Annotated in this window: 13 protein-coding genes; 1 reads left to right on the top strand and 12 read right to left on the bottom strand. The window is 60.0% G+C overall.

Annotated features, from left to right (window positions below):
• Positions 1 to 326 precede the first annotated feature (326 nt).
• From ACS5RD_RS01540 to ACS5RD_RS01530, 3 genes are all read right to left on the bottom strand, one after another.
• On the bottom strand, positions 327 to 788 hold the full coding sequence (locus ACS5RD_RS01540) for a hypothetical protein (RefSeq protein ID WP_054007381.1): 462 nt from the start codon (positions 786 to 788) through the stop codon (positions 327 to 329).
• A gap of 30 nt (positions 789 to 818) precedes the next feature.
• On the bottom strand, positions 819 to 2,585 hold the full coding sequence (locus ACS5RD_RS01535) for a peroxidase family protein (RefSeq protein ID WP_489929697.1): 1,767 nt from the start codon (positions 2,583 to 2,585) through the stop codon (positions 819 to 821).
• Between the two features lie 171 nt (positions 2,586 to 2,756).
• Entirely contained in the window at positions 2,757 to 4,016 is a 1,260-nt protein-coding gene (locus ACS5RD_RS01530; protein ID WP_489929696.1) for a YcaO-like family protein, read from the bottom strand.
• On the opposite strand from ACS5RD_RS01530, the gene ACS5RD_RS01525 reads away from it, so the two are divergent.
• A complete protein-coding gene (locus ACS5RD_RS01525; protein WP_489929695.1) occupies positions 3,928 to 6,522 on the top strand; it encodes an adenylate/guanylate cyclase domain-containing protein in 2,595 nt (864 codons plus the stop codon). The two genes, ACS5RD_RS01530 and ACS5RD_RS01525, sit on opposite strands and share 89 nt — an antisense overlap.
• 3 nt (positions 6,523 to 6,525) lie before the next feature.
• Here ACS5RD_RS01525 and ACS5RD_RS01520 read toward each other — a convergent pair.
• From ACS5RD_RS01520 to glpD, 9 genes are all read right to left on the bottom strand, one after another.
• Positions 6,526 to 7,283 (bottom strand): IS5 family transposase gene (locus tag ACS5RD_RS01520; protein ID WP_489927796.1). Its coding sequence is split into 2 segments (ribosomal slippage): positions 6,526 to 6,965 and positions 6,965 to 7,283, totalling 759 coding nucleotides; the frame shifts between segments, so codons are not numbered across the junction.
• Between the two features lie 136 nt (positions 7,284 to 7,419).
• Entirely contained in the window at positions 7,420 to 8,904 is a 1,485-nt protein-coding gene (glpK, locus tag ACS5RD_RS01515) for a glycerol kinase GlpK (RefSeq protein WP_489929694.1), read from the bottom strand.
• A 330-nt stretch (positions 8,905 to 9,234) separates the two neighbouring features.
• A complete protein-coding gene (locus ACS5RD_RS01510; RefSeq protein ID WP_489929693.1) occupies positions 9,235 to 10,956 on the bottom strand; it encodes an ABC transporter substrate-binding protein in 1,722 nt (573 codons plus the stop codon).
• A gap of 69 nt (positions 10,957 to 11,025) precedes the next feature.
• Positions 11,026 to 11,427: a DUF2160 domain-containing protein gene (locus ACS5RD_RS01505; RefSeq protein ID WP_489929692.1), complete on the bottom strand. Its 402-nt coding sequence runs from the start codon at positions 11,425 to 11,427 to the stop codon at positions 11,026 to 11,028.
• A 1-nt stretch (position 11,428) separates the two neighbouring features.
• On the bottom strand, positions 11,429 to 12,232 hold the full coding sequence (locus tag ACS5RD_RS01500; RefSeq protein WP_489931435.1) for a carbohydrate ABC transporter permease: 804 nt from the start codon (positions 12,230 to 12,232) through the stop codon (positions 11,429 to 11,431).
• The gene (locus ACS5RD_RS01495; protein ID WP_054008493.1) at positions 12,232 to 13,104 is read right to left on the bottom strand and encodes a carbohydrate ABC transporter permease; all 873 of its coding nucleotides are present in this window, start codon (positions 13,102 to 13,104) and stop codon (positions 12,232 to 12,234) included. Before ACS5RD_RS01495 ends, ACS5RD_RS01500 begins: the two co-directional genes overlap by 1 nt.
• On the bottom strand, positions 13,104 to 14,180 hold the full coding sequence (locus ACS5RD_RS01490) for an ABC transporter ATP-binding protein (RefSeq protein ID WP_489929691.1): 1,077 nt from the start codon (positions 14,178 to 14,180) through the stop codon (positions 13,104 to 13,106). The genes ACS5RD_RS01495 and ACS5RD_RS01490 overlap by 1 nt, the downstream gene beginning before the upstream one ends.
• Positions 14,180 to 15,256 carry an ABC transporter ATP-binding protein gene (locus ACS5RD_RS01485; protein WP_489929690.1) on the bottom strand — a complete coding sequence of 359 codons (1,077 nt, stop codon included), beginning with the start codon at positions 15,254 to 15,256 and terminating at the stop codon, positions 14,180 to 14,182. Before ACS5RD_RS01485 ends, ACS5RD_RS01490 begins: the two co-directional genes overlap by 1 nt.
• Positions 15,257 to 15,265: 9 nt before the next feature.
• Entirely contained in the window at positions 15,266 to 16,855 is a 1,590-nt protein-coding gene (glpD, locus tag ACS5RD_RS01480) for a glycerol-3-phosphate dehydrogenase (protein ID WP_489931434.1), read from the bottom strand.
• Positions 16,856 to 16,981: the final 126 nt, after the last annotated feature.

The following is a 16,981-nucleotide window of genomic DNA, read 5'->3' as shown; positions in this document are numbered from 1 at the left end:
AAATCCAACGGCCATTCGGCCGCAAGAAGCTTTTCAAAGTGTTTTCCGTTCATAGCCCGTCTTAATTCGGCGATCCTTCTCGCGGATCTGCCTGTCGAACCGATAGGTGCGCAGTTAATCGGAAACCATTGTCGCGGGCATCTTGTATTGCAAAGACCGCGCCTCACCGCCGGGTTCCAATATGTGCCCAAAAGAGAGTCGAGGAGGTCATCGAGCTCGGCGATCTGATCACCACCTGCCGCGCCCGCAGAACCAAGTCTGAGTGATTGGCCACACGATCTGCCAGCGCCGCCCGTCACGACCCGATGGGTCTTGTCCTTGGCGCTTCAGCGGCAGCGGCGGAAGGTAATGGTGCCCAGAAGATACTTTCGCCGGTCGCCGCTGTCGGTAGCGCCCAGATCGTCGATGACCTTGGACAGATAATTGTTGGGCAAAAGCAGATCGCTGTGGCCTTCTGACAGGGCGATGGTCATCACATCAGTGCCGCTGTCATCCGCATCCTTTTTCGCTTTCAGCTTGACCTTTTTCGTCGGTGGGCCGGGCTGATAAATGTAGGTGCCCGCAGCAAGACTATCGATGCTCATCACGTTCGTGTCGCCTTTATAGGTCACCCTATAGTCGGGGTAATTGGTGATGATGTCCTGAATTGTCATGTTGACCACTTTATCAGGGGTGAGCGTGGTATCCATAAAATGGGCGTTGAATATCTCGCCAAGCAATTTCATGCCTGATTGACGTTGGGCTGTATCGCCAACTTTGGTTGTATCGAAAACGACAATATCGGCCATGACAGGTCCTTTCGGGTTGATGGTGATCCGCTAACTTGTAACTCTGAAAGCAAGTCTCACGAGGTCGCAGTAATCAAACTTGTCCTTGAACAGCCCGCCAAATGCCGGATCGGGCGCAAACGGTTGGCGGACACCCTTCACGATCATCCCGGTACCGCTTGCCTCAATTGCGGCGCTCAGGGTTTCTGCGACCATGCGGGCGCCCAATGGGCCGAGGCGATTGCCGTCACCGCAAACCGCCGCTTCGCGCAGAATATACAGCCAAAGCGGCGTTTGATCGACAAATCGCGCCCCAACCGTGCCCTCGCGCATGATCGCGGTCGCGGCACCGTTATCTGGGATGTCAAGAAACTCGGACTCTAGGATCGGAATGCGGCAGGGCGACCCGGCCTCATCCAGCTTCTTCTGCACTTCCTTGGCCAGCGCTTGTCCGGTCGGCAATTCCAACAGCGCGCCGTTCATCAAGGTGCGCCGCGCGAGATTGAGATGCCCCTGCGCGTGCATCGCGCAGGGACGGTCGTAGCCGCTTGGCTGGAACAACCGGTCCGGCAGGCAGAACAAGGCCTGGCTCAGCGCTGTGTCGATGCGCGTCGCCTTGATCGGGTCAGTCCCCTCCAAACCAAGCATATGACGCCAGTCGGTTGTCCAAGTCTGCAGAAGCTGGCCATCTGTCAGGTTTTTACCGTCAAACGTAAAGTCCAGCAGATCGGAGGCCAGCGCACTGGGGACGGTATGACTGGCATCGGCCGTATTCCATGGCGCATAAACATCGCGCACCATCGCATGCCCAAAGCGGAAGATCGCGGCAGAGACCTCGATGGGAACGAAGAACTGATGCAGCCCGTGCGGTTCATTCGATGGGGCGACATAAACGCGGCCATGGCTCATCACGTCGTCATAGGTGTGCGGATCGACCAGACGCGGAAGATAATCCTGCAAAACAATCGACTGGAAATGCCGGACAACCGTCTGTCGATGGGCTTTGTCGTCCAAACCGTTACCCTGCAGGATTTCCAGCGCCGCTTGTGCGAAACGTGTCACCGCCACATGCGTCTGCGACAGTGCGAGGTTCTGGTCATTGCGCATTTCAAACAGCAGGGCGCGACCGTCAGCCATGCGCGGCAAATCGTCGAACCCGCCACCTGAGAACTTTATCCCTGAATCCGGGATTGTCGCACCCAGCGCCAGACCTTCGACCTCTTGAACATGGCCGGGCAACTTGGGGGGAAAGTCCAGCGGGCGCACGAAGATTGTTTTAAGGTCGATGGCGCTGTCAATCACAACAGAGGAAAAAGCCTCGCGCTCCGATCCAGTCGGTTTCCAGACCGTGAGTTCATGGGCGAGAAACTGGCCAAGATAGGTGTAGGCGGCGGGCGTCTCTTTCATCAGCTTTGGCAGCGGCGGCGGCGGGGCAAAGCCGTAGTCAACCAGCAGCGCATCCCCAAGCCGTCCGAGGCGCTCGAGCATGGACTCATCTGCCGGAGCGGTTCCTGCGGCAATTCTCGCATAGATCCGAACGGGTGCCGAGCGGGCAACGTCCATCAAAGATCCAGAGTCCAATGGCGAATTACGGGAGCCGATAATCAGGCGATCAATCTGGGCTGCGGCTTTGTCGCCGATCACCAATGCCAACCCGCGTTCAGTCTCGACGACATCGAGGGCAATCGGTTCCTCGGCAGTATTGGCAATGCCATCGGGACCAAACAGATCAGCCTGCCTTGTCAGCTCGGCTCCGGGCAAAAATTGCCTGATAACCAGACGATAACCAGCGCCATGAAGACATGCCAAGTCGATCATTGTTCTGCCCCGTGTAACGGTGGTGAACTGAGAAATTGTTCGAAAATCAAATCTTCAGAGGCCGATCTTACCAATGCGGAATCAGCTGTCAGGGATCATAGCATAAGTGCCTTGTCAGAAGAATTTTTCTCTAGGCCTGCGCGACCGGATACAGTCAGAGCGCGGCGCCGCCTACAACAACAGCGGCACCGGGTTCGGACGGCTTGAGCGGGCGGGAGCAAGGTCACGCAGGTCTGGGGCTAACAAGCGGTGATGCCCGAACCTTGGCTTGTAATGGCAAAGATCGGGGGCCACAGCACGGATCACGGGCACCCCGAAGGCCGGGCGGGTCAGATCCACGAAGGCGATCCTGCATCCCGCGCGATCGAGCGCGTCAATGGCTGCCGCCAGCCGCGTGCCCGGTTCAGTCGGAGTTTTCGTCCGGGTATCTGTCGCCCGAGGGCCCGACGGGGGCAGACCGGCGGGACTACGGGCGAGCCATTCGGCGGTCAACGGATCGGGCTGTTCCGCTGCCGACAACAGCGACGCTTCGACTCCCAACATCTCGGCCACAGCCGCGCCCGCTGCCTCCACCATCTCGAATCGCGCGGCAAAGCCCAAGGCTGGTACGCCGCCGTCTGACGTGGTCGAGACGGCAGCGACCACAGGGATACCGATGTCGGTGGTCAGATCCAAAAGCCGGGTCAGGCGCGTCCGTCCATCCAGCCAACGGGTCAGCTCGGGCCACTTGTCCAATAGCGCGGCGGGCAAGGACGGGCGAAGCCGACGTCCATACCACCACCGCCCGGTGGCATCGCGTTCGATCAGCTCCAGCAGAGCGGCCTCCATCGCCTGCGCTTTTGTCGTGCCAGCCGCACAGCCGTTTGAATCTGCGATGGCGGTGGCCGCCGGATCACCGGCCTCGCGCCGACCAATCAGAACGCCATCGGCGGGCAGAAGCACGGTGGCCCCGCTGACCGCGTCTGTGCCCGCAATCCACTCGATCTCTGCACCCCGATAGGCTGTAGGTCGCCAGTCGTGTAAGCCATATCGCCGGTTCCAAGCTGCCCGTGCGCGGATCTGCGCCGAGCTGAACCCTGTCGCCTGCTGCGGCACGATGGTGCCGGGAGGCAGATCGTCGCGCCGCGCTCGGATCAGCACTTCGTCGCCCCATGCGCAGCAGCTTGCCAACTCAACCGCCTCACCCAGTCCGCTTAAGCGGCAGCATTCCTTGTCCAACCCGCATCCGTTTGCCACCCGCCCGGAGACCGGCAGCGCCGCCTTCGGATAGTTGGGACAGCGCGCCAGCAGCCTTGCGCCCGGCACCACGACCGAGGCCCAAACCGCCGGGCCAATCTGGATCGTGCAGCAGTCAAATTCAGCGGCCAGCACCTCAAGCCGATTGGCATTGCCCGTTTCGTTTTTGCCCCAAGGGTCTTTTTCCTCTATCATTGACGGTAATACCCGAAGTTTGGTGCATGTCGTGTTCACAGACAGTCCTCCCACAGTCATACTCTTCGCGGATGTCGTCGGCTACAGTCGGCGCATGAGGTTCGACGAGGCAGGCACGATTTCCGTCGTGGAGCGGGCTTTCGCCCGAGCCCGACGCGGCAGCGAGCGGTTTGGTGGTAGGGTTATCAAGACAACGGGCGACGGCTGGATCGCGCTGTTCGATAGCGTGTCCGGTGCGGTTGACTGTGCCGTTGTGCTGCAAAGACTGTCCCAGCGCACGATCGCCACGTCGAAACTGATATTACGGATCAGCGTTCATCTTGGTGAGGTGGTATTGAGCAACGAGGAATACTTTGGCCACGCTCTGAATGTCGCGGCACGAATGCAGGGGCTAGCCGAGCCCGGCGGTATTGTTGTCTCGCAACAGATCGTGGCCGAACTGGATCGTTCGCCCCGGTTCCGTTTCGAAGCGATGGGTCACCCTTTGCTGAAGAACATTGGCGACGGTCTGGCCCTGTACCGGCTGCACGCTACAGGTGTTGGCGCCCAGATGGCTGTTCCAGTTGAGGGTCTGCGGCTGAATCTGCTTAGGAGCCTCACCATCACAAATTCGGATGGCAAGCAGTTGTCTCTGACCTCGGCACATGCCGCCGCGATGGTCGGGGTGTTGGCGCTTGAGCCCGGACAGCCGATCTCCGACGATCGGTTGGCGGCCATGCTTTGGCCGGACAGACCGTTGGCGCAGGGGCGCGCTGCGGTGGCTCGGACGCGGCGGCATGTCAATGATCGGCTCACCCCTGAGGGAGCAAACCTGATCATTGCCCGCGGCACCCTGGTGTTTCTCAACCAAGCGGTTGCAGAGATTGACCTGCAAACCGTTTTGCGGGCGCTTGACGAGGGCGATGTGCCCGCAGCCCTGCAGTCCGCAACCGATCTGCCGGGCGAGGTGCTGGCAGGTCTTGGCCGGATCAGCCCCACGCTTGACGCTTGGCTTAGCGTGCGCCGGTCGATCTGGCGAGATCGGATCATCAATGGGCTTGAATCCTGTCTGGAACGTCACGAGTCTGATCGGCCAGCGTTGCGCGCCGCGGCAGAGGTATTGCTGCGGCTGGAACCGGGGCACGAACCAGCGTCAATGGCGTTGATACGGCATTTGGCCAGCCGAGGCCGCAAGGAAGCTGCGCTGAACGAATTTCAGCGGCTGTCGAAACACCTGCACGCATTGGGGGCGCAGCCCGGCGAGGCGGCGGTGCAGCTTTGCGCTTCGCTGCGCGACCTTGGTTCCGTCGTCGCTGCACCGCCTGTCACGGCGACGGGCCCGCGTGTGCCGCAGATCGCGATTGGTGCCTTCGAATGGGATAGCCCGTTCGACGCAGACGCAGTCGAGCAGTTCCGCACCGATCTGATTGCCAACCTCTCAAGATTCCGTAACTGGGCAGTGCTCGACATCTTGGGCGAGGATTCGGGCGGTGCCGATTATATTTTGCGAGCGCGGCGCGCCAAAGTCGGAAACCGGGCGCAACTCCAGTTCCGCCTACTCGAGGCCCGCAACCGACGCATCGCCTGGAGCGAAGCGTTTTATCTATCCGCCGAGGATTGGCGTAAGAAACAGAGCTATGTCATCGGTCGTGTCGCTTCAGCGCTTGAGATCTATATATCGTCGGACCGATTGTCGCAGGTCGTCGGTCATGTGCCAACCGACATCACAAACTACGACGATTGGCAGCAGGGCGAGGCGTTACTGCTGCAATGGACACCCACCAGCGAGGTTGAGGCACAGGCCATCTTTGAGCGGCTCATTCAACATGCACCCACCTTCGCGCCTTCCTACGCCAGCCTCGCCAGCATCCTGAATGTGCGGCACATTTTGCAACCCGGCCAGAAGCGACAGCATCGCGAGGACGCCGCTGCGCATGCCTTCGCGATGCGCGCCGTAGAGCTTGACCCGATGGACGCGCGAAACCACCTTGCGCTCTCTTGGAGCGCGGCACTGGCGGGCCATTTTGACCAAGCGGCAGTGCATCTCGACCTTGCCACCACTCTAAACCCGTTCAGTCCAACGACAATGATCTCGGCGGCGATGGGCTACGCCTTTCTCGGCGATCACATCCGCGCGGGCGACATCCTCAATCAGGCAATACGCCTCTCACCGATGCTGCGCGCGCACCAGTGGTGCTATGCGGCGGCGGTGCATTTTCTGGGCGGAAACCCCGAGGAGGCCGAGAAGGCAGCACTGCGCTCCGGGGATCAAATCGTAGATAATCAAGGCTGGCTCGCCATCGCCTTTGTACAGCAGAATCGCCTTCCCGAGGCGCATGCGGCTTTCGCCCGGTTGAAGGAGGCTGCATCGCAGATCTGGGCGGGCGAGGCGTCCTGCGACTCCGCTGCGGTGCACGACTGGTTCGTCAATGCCTACCCAATAAGGCGCGCGACTGACCGCGCCGCAATCACCGAGGCGATGACGAAGGCGATGATGTCCGGGGACGCTAGGGTCCAGACTCATTGATCGTCAAAGCCAGAACAAGACGGTTGCGGCGAGAGCGACGGCGGAGAGGAAGACTTTTGGGCATCTGTCGTAACGTGTTGCCACCCGCCGCCAGTCTTTGAGACGGCCAAACATGATCTCAATCCGATTGCGGCGTTTGTATCGGCGTTTATCGTATTTGACAGGCTTCGCGCGTGACTTCCGGCCGGGGATGCAAGGCGTGATCCCCTTGTTTTTCAGGGCGTCTCGGAACCAGTCGGCGTCATAACCCCGGTCAGCCAGCAGCCACGTCGCTTTGGGTAAGCTGCCCAGTAAGGCCGCAGCGCCGGTGTAATCGCTGACCTGACCTGCGGTCATGAAGAAGCGGATCGGTCGGCCGTTTTCGTCAGTGACGGCATGCAGTTTGGTATTCATGCCACCTTTGGTCCGGCCAATCAGACGACCGCGCCCCCCTTTTTCACCCCAAGGCTTGAAGCCGTGCGGTGCGCCTTGAGATAGGTCGCGTCGATCATCACCGTCTTCGGGACCGCCGCCTCGGAGGCCAACCCTTCCATCATCCGGGCAAAGACGCCCATGTCGCCCCATCGCTTCCAACGGTTGTAAAGCGTCTTCGCCGGGCCGTATTCCTTCGGCGCGTCAGACCAACGCAAGCCATTGCGATTGATGAAGATAATGCCGCTCAAGACCCGACGATCATCGACACGCGGCACCCCGTGGCTCTTGGGAAAGAAGGGTTTAAGTCGAGCCATCTGCTCGTCCGTCAGCCAGTAAAGGTTGCTCATTGCTCAGTCTCCTTGCGGAGCCTGAATCACGGCTGCGTTGCAAAATCAATAGGTCCTGACCCTAGTCACCATCGCTAATGCGTTGTGCAAGAGCCGTCAGAAATGGGCAGCCCCGACGTCCTGACAGATACAGTTGCTAGACACTCATTGTTGCGGCGACGGCGCGGGTCCAGCGGGCGTATTTGCTGGCGCGGTTGGTCGCATCCATCAGCGGTCGAAATTGCCGCTGCCGCGCCCATGATTTCTGGAATTCGGCAGGAGAAGGACAAATCCCGGCTTTCAGGCCAGCCAGATAGGCCGCGCCCAATGCGGTGGTCTCGGTGATCACCGGGCGATCCACGGGCGCGCCCAGAATATCGGACAGAAACTGCATCGCCCAATCCGAGGCGGTCATGCCACCATCGACCCGCAAGACACCCTCGGCGGCAACGCCCCAATCGGCGCGCATGGCCTCCAACAGATCGCGGGTCTGGTAGCCGACGCTTTCCAGTGCTGCTTTGGCCAGTTCGGCAGGGCCAGAGTTGCGGTTCAATCCATAGATTGCGCCCCGGCAATCGGGCCGCCAATAGGGCGCACCAAGGCCGGTGAAGGCGGGGACCAGGATCACGTCTTGTGCGGGGTCGGCGGCTTCGGCGAGGGGTTGGGTTTCTTTTGCCTCACGGATGATTTTCAGGCCATCGCGCAGCCATTGAACCACGGCTCCGGCGATGAAGATTGAGCCTTCCAGCGCGTAGGTCGGTTTGCCGTCGAGTTGGTAGGCGATGGTGGTCAGCAGGCGGTTTTTCGACGGCACCATTTTGTCGCCGGTGTTCAGCAGGGCAAAGCATCCGGTGCCGTAGGTGGATTTCATCATGCCGGGTTGGAAGCAGGCTTGGCCGACGGTGGCGGCTTGCTGGTCGCCTGCGACGCCGAGGATCGGGATTTCGTGGCCGAACAGATCAGCACGGGTCAGGCCGAAATCGGCGGAGCTGTCGCGGACTTCGGGCAGCAGTTGCATGGGGATGTCGAGGAGGGCGCAGATTTCGGCGTCCCAGTGGCCGTCGGCGATGTTGTAAAGAAGGGTGCGGGCGGCGTTGGTGGCGTCGGTGGCGTGGGTGCGGCCTCCGGTCAGTTGCCAGATCAGGTAGGTGTCAACGGTTCCGAAGGCGAGCTCTCCGTTTGCGGCACGGGTGCGGGCGTTGGGGATGTGATCCAGCAGCCACTTGAGTTTGGTGCCCGAGAAGTAGGGGTCGAGCAGCAGGCCGGTGCGGGCGGTGATCATGGGTTCATGCCCCGCATCTTTCAGGGAGGTGCAGGTGTCGGCGGTGCGACGGTCTTGCCAGACGATGGCGTTGTGGAGGGGTTGGCCGGTGGTGCGGTCCCACAGCAGGGTGGTTTCGCGTTGGTTGGTGATGCCGATGGCGGCGATGGAATGGGCATCTATTCCGGCGCGCTCGATGGCGGCGCGGGTGGTGGAGGCTACTGTGGCCCACAAATCTGCCGGGTCATGTTCGACCCAGCCGGGGTGGGGGTAGTGTTGCGGGAATTCTTGTTGGGCGGAGGCGATGACTTTCAGGCCCGCATCAAACAGGATCGCGCGGGAGGAGGTGGTGCCTTGGTCGATGGCGAGGATATGGGTCATGTGGCCTCCGGGGTGGTATGGTCCCAACTCGGGACCTTTTATTGTTGTTTTATATCAGATGATTGGGGTGGTCGCGTTAAGGGATTTTTAACGTTTGGGGCTGAGTTGGGTGAATTTAGGGCAAGAAGCCTTCGCGGGAAACGGGGGCGTTGCTGCATTGAGGGCGATGGGGGTTTCACACCCCCAAACCCCCGTGGGATATTTGCGCACAGAGGATGAAACAATTTTAGACAAATTGTAGGAAGTCGATTCATGGTCCGCCCGTCCCGCAATCCTGCATAAGAAAAGGGGCGAGGCTTGCACCTCGCCCCCCTTTGTCAACGTGTCAAATCACTTCTGCCAAGACTTGATCAGCTCGTCATAGGCGATGGTCTCACCCTGCGGCTTTTCGTTTTCCAGCTTGGCAACGGGCGCGCCCGGTGCATCAAGCCAGATCTGCGGGTCTTGCTCGTCGTTCAGCTTCGGGCCGATGTCGCCCTGAACGCCGCTTTTCTCGATCCGTGCCATCACCTTTTCTTGCTCGGCGCACAAAGCATCCAGCGCTTCTTGCGGGGTTTTCTCACCCGACATAGCGTCGCCGATGTTCTGCCACCACAGCTGCGCCATCTTCGGATAATCCGGGATGTTGGTGCCAGTTGGCGACCATGCCACGCGGGCTGGCGAGCGGTAGAATTCGATCAGGCCACCCAATTTAGGCGCGCGATCGGTGAAGTGCTGGCTGTCGATGGTCGATTGGCGGATGAAGGTAAGACCCACATCAGACTTTTTCATATCGACAGTTTTCGAGGTGACGAACTGGGCGTAAAGCCAAGCCGCCTGCGCGTGATCGACCGGGGTGGACTTCATTAATGTCCACGAACCCACGTCTTGGTAGCCGACCTTGGTGCCTTCCGACCAGTAAGCGCCGTGCGGCGAAGGGGCCATGCGCCACTTCGGCGTGCCATCCTCGTTCATCACCGGCAGACCGGGCTTCACCATATCGGCGGTGAAAGCGGTGTACCAGAACGCTTGCTGGGCGATTTCACCCTGCGCAGGCACCGGGCCAGCTTCACCGAACACCATACCAGCCGCCGAAGGTGGCGCATACTTTTGCAGCCATTCGATGGATTTGGTGATGGCGTAAACTGCCGCTGCGTCGTTGGTGGCACCGCCACGCGCAACGCAAGAGCCGACTGGACGCGACTTTTCATCCACCCGGACGCCCCATTCATCGACGGGAAGGCCGTTCGGCTCGCCCTTGTCGCCCATGCCGGCCATCGACATCCACGCGTCGGTGTAGCGCCAGCCCAAGCTTGGGTCTTTCTTGCCGTAATCCATGTTGCCATAGACCTTGGCCGGACCGCCCATATAGGACATATCGCGCCCGGTGAAGAATTCGGCGATGTCTTCATAGGCCGACCAGTTGATCGGAACGCCCAGATCATAGCCGTATTTGGCTTTGAAATCGTCTTTGGTTTTCTGATCGTTGAACCAGTCGTAGCGGAACCAGTAAAGGTTGGCGAACTGCTGGTCGGGCAGTTGATACAGTTTGCCATCCGGTGCGGTGGTGAACTTGGTGCCGATGAAGTCGGCCAGATCGAGACCGGGGTTGGTCACGTCTTTACCTTCGCCCGCCATCCAATCGGTCAGGTTGCGGGCTTGCTGATAGCGCCAGTGGGTGCCGATCAGATCCGAGTCATTGATATAGGCGTCATAGATGTTTTCGCCGGACTGCATTTGGGTTTGCAGTTTCTCGACAACGTCACCTTCGCCGATCAGATCGTGGGTGATCTTGATGCCGGTGATGGCCTCAAACGCCGGGGCCAGCACTTTCGATTCGTATTCATGCGTGGTCAGGGTTTCCGAGGCGACCTTGATCTCCATCCCTGCGTAGGGCTTGGCGGCGGTTTCAAACCATTGCATTTCGGCTTCTTGATCGGCGCGCGAGAGCACCGACAGATCGCCGATTTCTTTATCGAGGAAAGCCTTTGCCGCCTCCATGTCGGCGAAAGCCGGCATCCCATAGGCCATCAGCGCAAGCGCAATGGCGGTTGATGTTGTGCGCAGTCTCATTCGATTCCTCCCAGAATGTTGAGTTTTCGTTGTGACCCGGCGATTGCCCGCCGGGGTGGTTTGCTGCCTTTATACCCAGCGGAAGACGGCATAGGCATACAGCAGGCAGAGGATCAGCGCCCATGTCAGCGGTGCGCCGAAGAAGAACAGCCAAGCCAGATTGATAAAGGCCGAGCCGAGTAGGGTGATGAACAACCGATCACCGCGCGTGGTTTCAATGCGCAGGATGCCGTGGCGGGGTGTTTCGGGGTAGCGGATCGCCAGCAGGGTGAAAGTGATCAGCAAGGCGGCGATGATGTAGAAGAATAGCGCGACCGGGAAGGTCCATGCCATCCAGCCGCCTTGGATCATCGGGTCAAACCATTGGAAGCCTTCGTCATTGCGCGGGGTGGCCCAGATCAGGAAGGCCAGCAGGGCTGCCATTGCGGCGAAAAGGCTGGCGAAGAGGGTGTTCCAGCGTGAAGCGGTCATATCAAACCCTCCCGAGGGCAAAGCCCTTGGCGATGTAGTTGCGCACGAAGTAGATCACGAGGGCGCCGGGGATGATGGTCAGCACCCCGGCTGCCGCGAGGACTCCCCAGTCCATGCCGGAGGCGGATACCGTGCGGGTCATGGTGGCGGCGATGGATTTGGCGTTCACCGCCGTCAGGGTGCGGGACAGCAGCAGTTCCACCCATGAGAACATGAAGCAGAAGAACGCCGCGACGCCGATGCCGGAGGCGACCAACGGCATGAAGATGCGGATGAAGAATCGCGGGAAGGAATAGCCGTCGATATAGGCGGTCTCGTCAATTTCCTTCGGCACACCGCGCATGAAGCCTTCCAAGATCCAGACCGCAAGGGGGACGTTGAACAGGCAGTGGGCGAGGGCGACGGCGATATGGGTGTCGAACAGGCCGATGGAGCTGTAGAGTTGGAAGAAGGGAAGGGCGAACACGGCGGGCGGCGACATCCGGTTGGTCAGCAGCCAGAAGAACAGGTGTTTGTCGCCCATGAAGCTGTAGCGCGAGAACGCATAGGCGGCGGGGAGGGCCACGGTGATCGAGATCACAGTGTTCATCACCACATAGATCATCGAGTTGACGTAGCCCATATACCAGGATGGGTCGGTCAGGATGGTGATGTAATTGGCGAAGGTGAAGGTCTGCGGGAAGATTGAGAAGGTCGAGGTGATCTCGGTGTTGGTCTTCAGGCTCATATTGATCAGCCAATAGATCGGGATCAGCAGGAACAGCAGGTAGAGGGTCATGGTGATGAGTGAGCCGCGGTTTTTCATCATTTGGTCTCCTGCGCATCGAGGGTGGTCATGACGGTGTAGAACACCCAAGACACCAGAAGGATCACCAGGAAATACATGATCGAGAAGGCGGCGGCGGGGCCGAGGTCGAACTGGCCGACGGCCATTTTCACGAGGTCAATCGACAGGAAGGTGGTGGAGTTACCGGGGCCGCCGCCGGTCAGCACGAACGGCTCGGTGTAGATCATGAAGCTGTCCATGAAGCGCAGGAGGACGGCGATCAGCAGCACACCGGACATTTTTGGCAGTTCGATGTAGCGGAACACAGACCAACGGCTGGCTTGGTCGATCTTGGCGGCTTGGTAATAGGCTTGCGGGATGCTCTGCAAGCCTGCGTAGCAGAGCAAGGCGACGAGCGAGGTCCAGTGCCAGACGTCCATCACCACGATCGTGATCCATGCGTCCAAGGCGTCGTTGGTGTAGTTGTAGTCAATACCGATGGCGGCAAGGCTGTGACCGAGCAGGCCAATGTCGATGCGGCAGAAGATTTGCCAGATGGTGCCGACGACGTTGAACGGGATCAGCAGCGGCAGGGCCATCAGCACAAGACAGAAGCTGGCCCAGAAGCCTTTCTTCGGCATGTTCAGCGCCACGAAGATGCCTAATGGCACTTCGATGGCGAGGATGATCGCCGAGAACAGGACTTGGCGGCCGAGGGCTGCGTGCATCCGGTCGGAGGAGATCATTTCTTCAAACCAGCCGAGGCCGTTCCAGAAAAAATCATTCTGACCAAAAGTGTCATTGACTGAATAGTTCACCACCGTCATCAGCGGGATCACGGCGGAGAACGCCACCACGATCAGCACCGGCAGCACAAGGAACCAGGCTTTGTTGTTCTGGGTCTTTTCCATCAGATCGCCCCTCCCTGTACGCGCCAGTCATTGGCGTAGACGTTGATGCGCGAAGGCGCGAAGCGGACGCGGGTTTGGTCGGCGGCAATCTCGGCACCCTCGGCGGCGATGACGTTGACCACTTGGCCCGCGACTTCGCCACGGATGATGCGGTGGCGACCGACGTCTTCGACACGGCGGATGGTGATCGGCAGGCCTTCGGTGGCGGAAAGCTCGCAGTATTCCGGGCGGATACCGATTTGGGTGCGGCCTGTTTGCGGGGCGTAAGCCGCACCCAGCGCCACGTCGATGCCTTGCAGATGTGCCACGTTGCCCGACACGGAAGCCTCCAGCACGTTCATCCCCGGTGAACCGATGAAATAGCCCACGAAGGTGTGCGCCGGGGTTTCAAAGAGTTCTTCCGGCGTACCCATTTGCACGACGCGGCCATCATACATCACCACGACTTTGTCGGCGAAGGTTAGGGCTTCGGTCTGGTCGTGGGTCACATAGATCATTGTGTGACCAAATTCGCGGTGCAGTTGCTTCAACTGGGTGCGCAATTCCCACTTCATATGCGGGTCGATCACTGTCAGCGGTTCGTCAAACAGGATGGCGTTGACGTCTTCGCGCACCATGCCACGCCCCAGACTGATCTTTTGCTTGGCATCGGCGGTCAGGCCGCGCGCCTTGCGATCCAGCGTTGCCTCCATGCCGATGGTTTGGGCAATCGCCGCGACGCGGGCCTTGATATAGGCGGGGTCCATGCCACGATTGCGCAAAGGGAAGGCGAGGTTTTCGCGCACAGTCATGGTGTCGTAGACGACCGGGAATTGGAACACTTGGGCGATGTTGCGCTCGGCAGTTTCGGCGTCGGTCACATCACGGTCGCCGAATAGGACGCGGCCTTGGCTGGGGCGCAGCAGGCCGGAAATGATATTCAAGAGCGTGGTCTTGCCACAGCCGGAGGAGCCGAGCAGGGCATAGGCCCCGCCATCTTGCCAAACGTGATCCATCTGCTTCAACGCGTAATCCGCGTCGCTGGTGGGGGTGGCGCTGTAGCTGTGCGCGAGGTTTTTCAGGGTAATTTGCGCCATTATGCAGCCACCGCGTAAGCGGCGGTTGAGGCTAAAAGCCCATCGCCGTCAAAGACATAGATATGGGCGGGATCGAGCCAGAGGCTGACCTTATCGCCCGCGTTCAGGGATTGGACGCCATGCACAAGTGCTACCCAACGGTCTTGGCCGTGCTGGAGGTGCAGGAAGGTTTCCGAACCCGTGATCTCGGATGCCGTGGTGGTGCAGGGCAGTTCGATGGCGTTGGCGCTGGGCTTGTGCAGATGCAGGTGATTGGCGCGGAAGCCTGCGGTGTAGCTGCCATCGGGTAGGCTGTTGAAAGCGGCGGCTTGGGTGTCGCCGAAGCGCAAAGCATTGCCTTGCTTGGTGAAATTCAGGAAGTTCATCGGCGGATCGCTGAACACCCGCGCCGTTGTCGCATCGATCGGGTGGCGGTAGACATGCGGCGTTGCACCAAACTGGGTGACACGACCTTGCCAGAGGGTGGCTGTATTGCCGCCGAGCAGCAGGGCTTCTTCGGGTTCGGTGGTGGCATAAACAAAGATAGCGCCGGATTTCTCAAAAATGCGCGGGATCTCGGCGCGGAGTTCCTCGCGCAGTTTGTAGTCGAGGTTGGCGAGCGGTTCATCGAGCAGTACGAGGCCGGCTTCTTTCACCAAAGCACGGGCAAGGGCGCAGCGTTGTTGCTGGCCCCCGGACAGTTCCAGTGGTTTGCGTTGCAGCATTGGGGTCAGCTTCAGCATTTCAGCGGTTTCGCGGACAGCGCGGTCAATCTCAGATGTCGATTTGCCGATCAGGCGGAGGGGGGAGGCAATGTTGTCGTAAACCGACATGCCGGGGTAGTTGATGAATTGCTGGTAAACCATCGCGACCTTGCGGTCTTGCACGCGCATTCCGGTCACGTCTTTGCCCTGCCACAGAATTTTGCCCGTGGTCGGTTGATCAAGCCCCGCCATCAGCCGCATCAGACTGGTTTTGCCCGACAAGGTTGGCCCCAGTAGTACGTTCATCGTGCCGTTTTCCAGCGTCAGATTGGTGGGCTGGATATAGCTCTGGCCCTTCACCACACGCGAGACGGATTGCAGTTCAATCGACATTCTGGTTCCTCATTCCGCCGCAGGGCTGATCGCCCGCGGGGTTAGTGTAGCAGCCATAAAGGCCGAAAGTTGTGCAATTTGCGTGTCATTCATCCGGAGGCCGAGCTTGGTGCGGCGCCAGATGATGTCATTGGCCTCACGTGCGAATTCGTGGGTGATCAGCCAGCGCACTTCAGCCTCGGTCAGGGTCGCGCCGAAGTCTTGGCCGAGGTCGGCTGCGGTTTTGGCGGGGCCAAGCAGGGTTTTCGCCTCAGACCCATAGGCGCGGATCAGGCGGGCGGCCCATGCTGGGGTGAGGAAGGGGTAGGATTGCGCAAGGCTGGCGGTTAGTTTCGCCACATCGGTATGCGGGAAATCCCCACCGGGAAGCGGTGCCCGGGCGGTCCATGCGGGTTTGGCATGCGGGAAGAAGGGTGCGAGTTTCGCCAAGGCGCTTTCCGCAAGGCGGCGGTGGGTTGTGATCTTGCCGCCAAACACGTTCAGCAAGGGCGCGCCGTTCTGGTCGAGCGACAGCACATAGTCGCGGGTGGCGGCGGTGGCCGAGGTGGCCCCGTCGTTATACAGCGGGCGGACTCCGGAATAGCTCCAGACCACATCATCGCGGGTGACGGGTTTGGCGAAGTATTGGCTGGCGAAATTTAGTAGATAATCACGTTCTTCGTCGGTGCAGATGGCGTTGTCGGGGGCGGATTGGTGGTCTTTGTCGGTGGTGCCGATCAGGGTGAAATCTTGCTCATAGGGAATGGCGAAGATGATGCGGCCATCGCTGCCTTGGAAGAAATAACAGCGGTCATGGTCGTAGAGTTTTCGGGTGACGATGTGAGAGCCGCGCACCAGACGCACGCCTTCGGTCGAGTTGATACGGGCGACGTTGCGGATGATGTCTTCGACCCACGGGCCGCCGGCGTTGACCAAAGCGCGGGCGGTGTGGGTGGTTTGTCCCGCCGCATCTTCGGTGGTGACGTGCCACAGATCGCCGTCGCGGGTCGCACTGACAACACGGGTGCGGGTGTGGATTTGCGCACCGCGCTGGGCGGCGTTACGGGCGTTCAGTGACACCAGTTTGGCGTCTTCGATCCAGCAATCGGAATATTCATAAGCATGGGCGAAGCGGGGCTGCAACGCGCGGCCGGCGGGGTCGGTCTTCAGATCGAGCGTGCGCGTGGCTGGCAGGATTTTGCGACCGCCGAGGGTGTCATACATGAACAGGCCGAGGCGGATCAGCCACGCCGGTCGACGCCCCTTCATCCACGGCATCACGCGGGCCATCAGCTTGCCGGTGGGGGTTTCGCCCTCGAACCGCATGTCGGGATGGTAGGGCAGCACAAAGCGCATCGGCCATGAGATATGCGGCATCGCGACCAGCAGGGTTTCGCGTTCCTCTAGGGCCTCACGCACCAGACGGAACTCGAAGTATTCCAGATAGCGCAGACCACCATGGAACAGCTTGGTGCTGGCCGAGGAGGTTGCCTGCGCCAGATCGCCCTGCTCGGCTAGCGTCACCGACAAGCCGCGACCCACCGCGTCTCGCGCGATTCCGCAGCCGTTGATGCCGCCTCCGATAATGAAAAGGTCGACCGTTACGGGCCGTTGCTGCATGGTCAAGCTAAGTCTCCTCCCTAGCGAGACTTAGGCTGAAGCAATCGCGTTGGGCGGTCAACAATTAATTTCGCTTTTGTGCGAATTTGGAAAAAGCGAACATTTATCTTGCAATGATTGCGCTAC

The sequence above is a fragment of the Cypionkella sp. PAMC25878 genome (assembly GCF_058135695.1).
Note: the sequence above shows the minus strand (reverse complement) of the source record. Positions and strands in the feature narration are given on the sequence as shown.

Coding starts and splice junctions, on each gene's coding strand:
- ACS5RD_RS01540 (WP_054007381.1), bottom strand. CDS start 788: ATGGCCGATATTGTCGTTTTCGATACAACCAAAGTTGGCGATACAGCC.
- ACS5RD_RS01535 (WP_489929697.1), bottom strand. CDS start 2,585: ATGATCGACTTGGCATGTCTTCATGGCGCTGGTTATCGTCTGGTTATC.
- ACS5RD_RS01530 (WP_489929696.1), bottom strand. CDS start 4,016: ATGATAGAGGAAAAAGACCCTTGGGGCAAAAACGAAACGGGCAATGCC.
- glpK (WP_489929694.1), bottom strand. CDS start 8,904: ATGACCCATATCCTCGCCATCGACCAAGGCACCACCTCCTCCCGCGCG.
- ACS5RD_RS01510 (WP_489929693.1), bottom strand. CDS start 10,956: ATGAGACTGCGCACAACATCAACCGCCATTGCGCTTGCGCTGATGGCC.
- ACS5RD_RS01505 (WP_489929692.1), bottom strand. CDS start 11,427: ATGACCGCTTCACGCTGGAACACCCTCTTCGCCAGCCTTTTCGCCGCA.
- ACS5RD_RS01500 (WP_489931435.1), bottom strand. CDS start 12,232: ATGAAAAACCGCGGCTCACTCATCACCATGACCCTCTACCTGCTGTTC.
- ACS5RD_RS01495 (WP_054008493.1), bottom strand. CDS start 13,104: ATGGAAAAGACCCAGAACAACAAAGCCTGGTTCCTTGTGCTGCCGGTG.
- ACS5RD_RS01490 (WP_489929691.1), bottom strand. CDS start 14,180: ATGGCGCAAATTACCCTGAAAAACCTCGCGCACAGCTACAGCGCCACC.
- ACS5RD_RS01485 (WP_489929690.1), bottom strand. CDS start 15,256: ATGTCGATTGAACTGCAATCCGTCTCGCGTGTGGTGAAGGGCCAGAGC.
- glpD (WP_489931434.1), bottom strand. CDS start 16,855: ATGCAGCAACGGCCCGTAACGGTCGACCTTTTCATTATCGGAGGCGGC.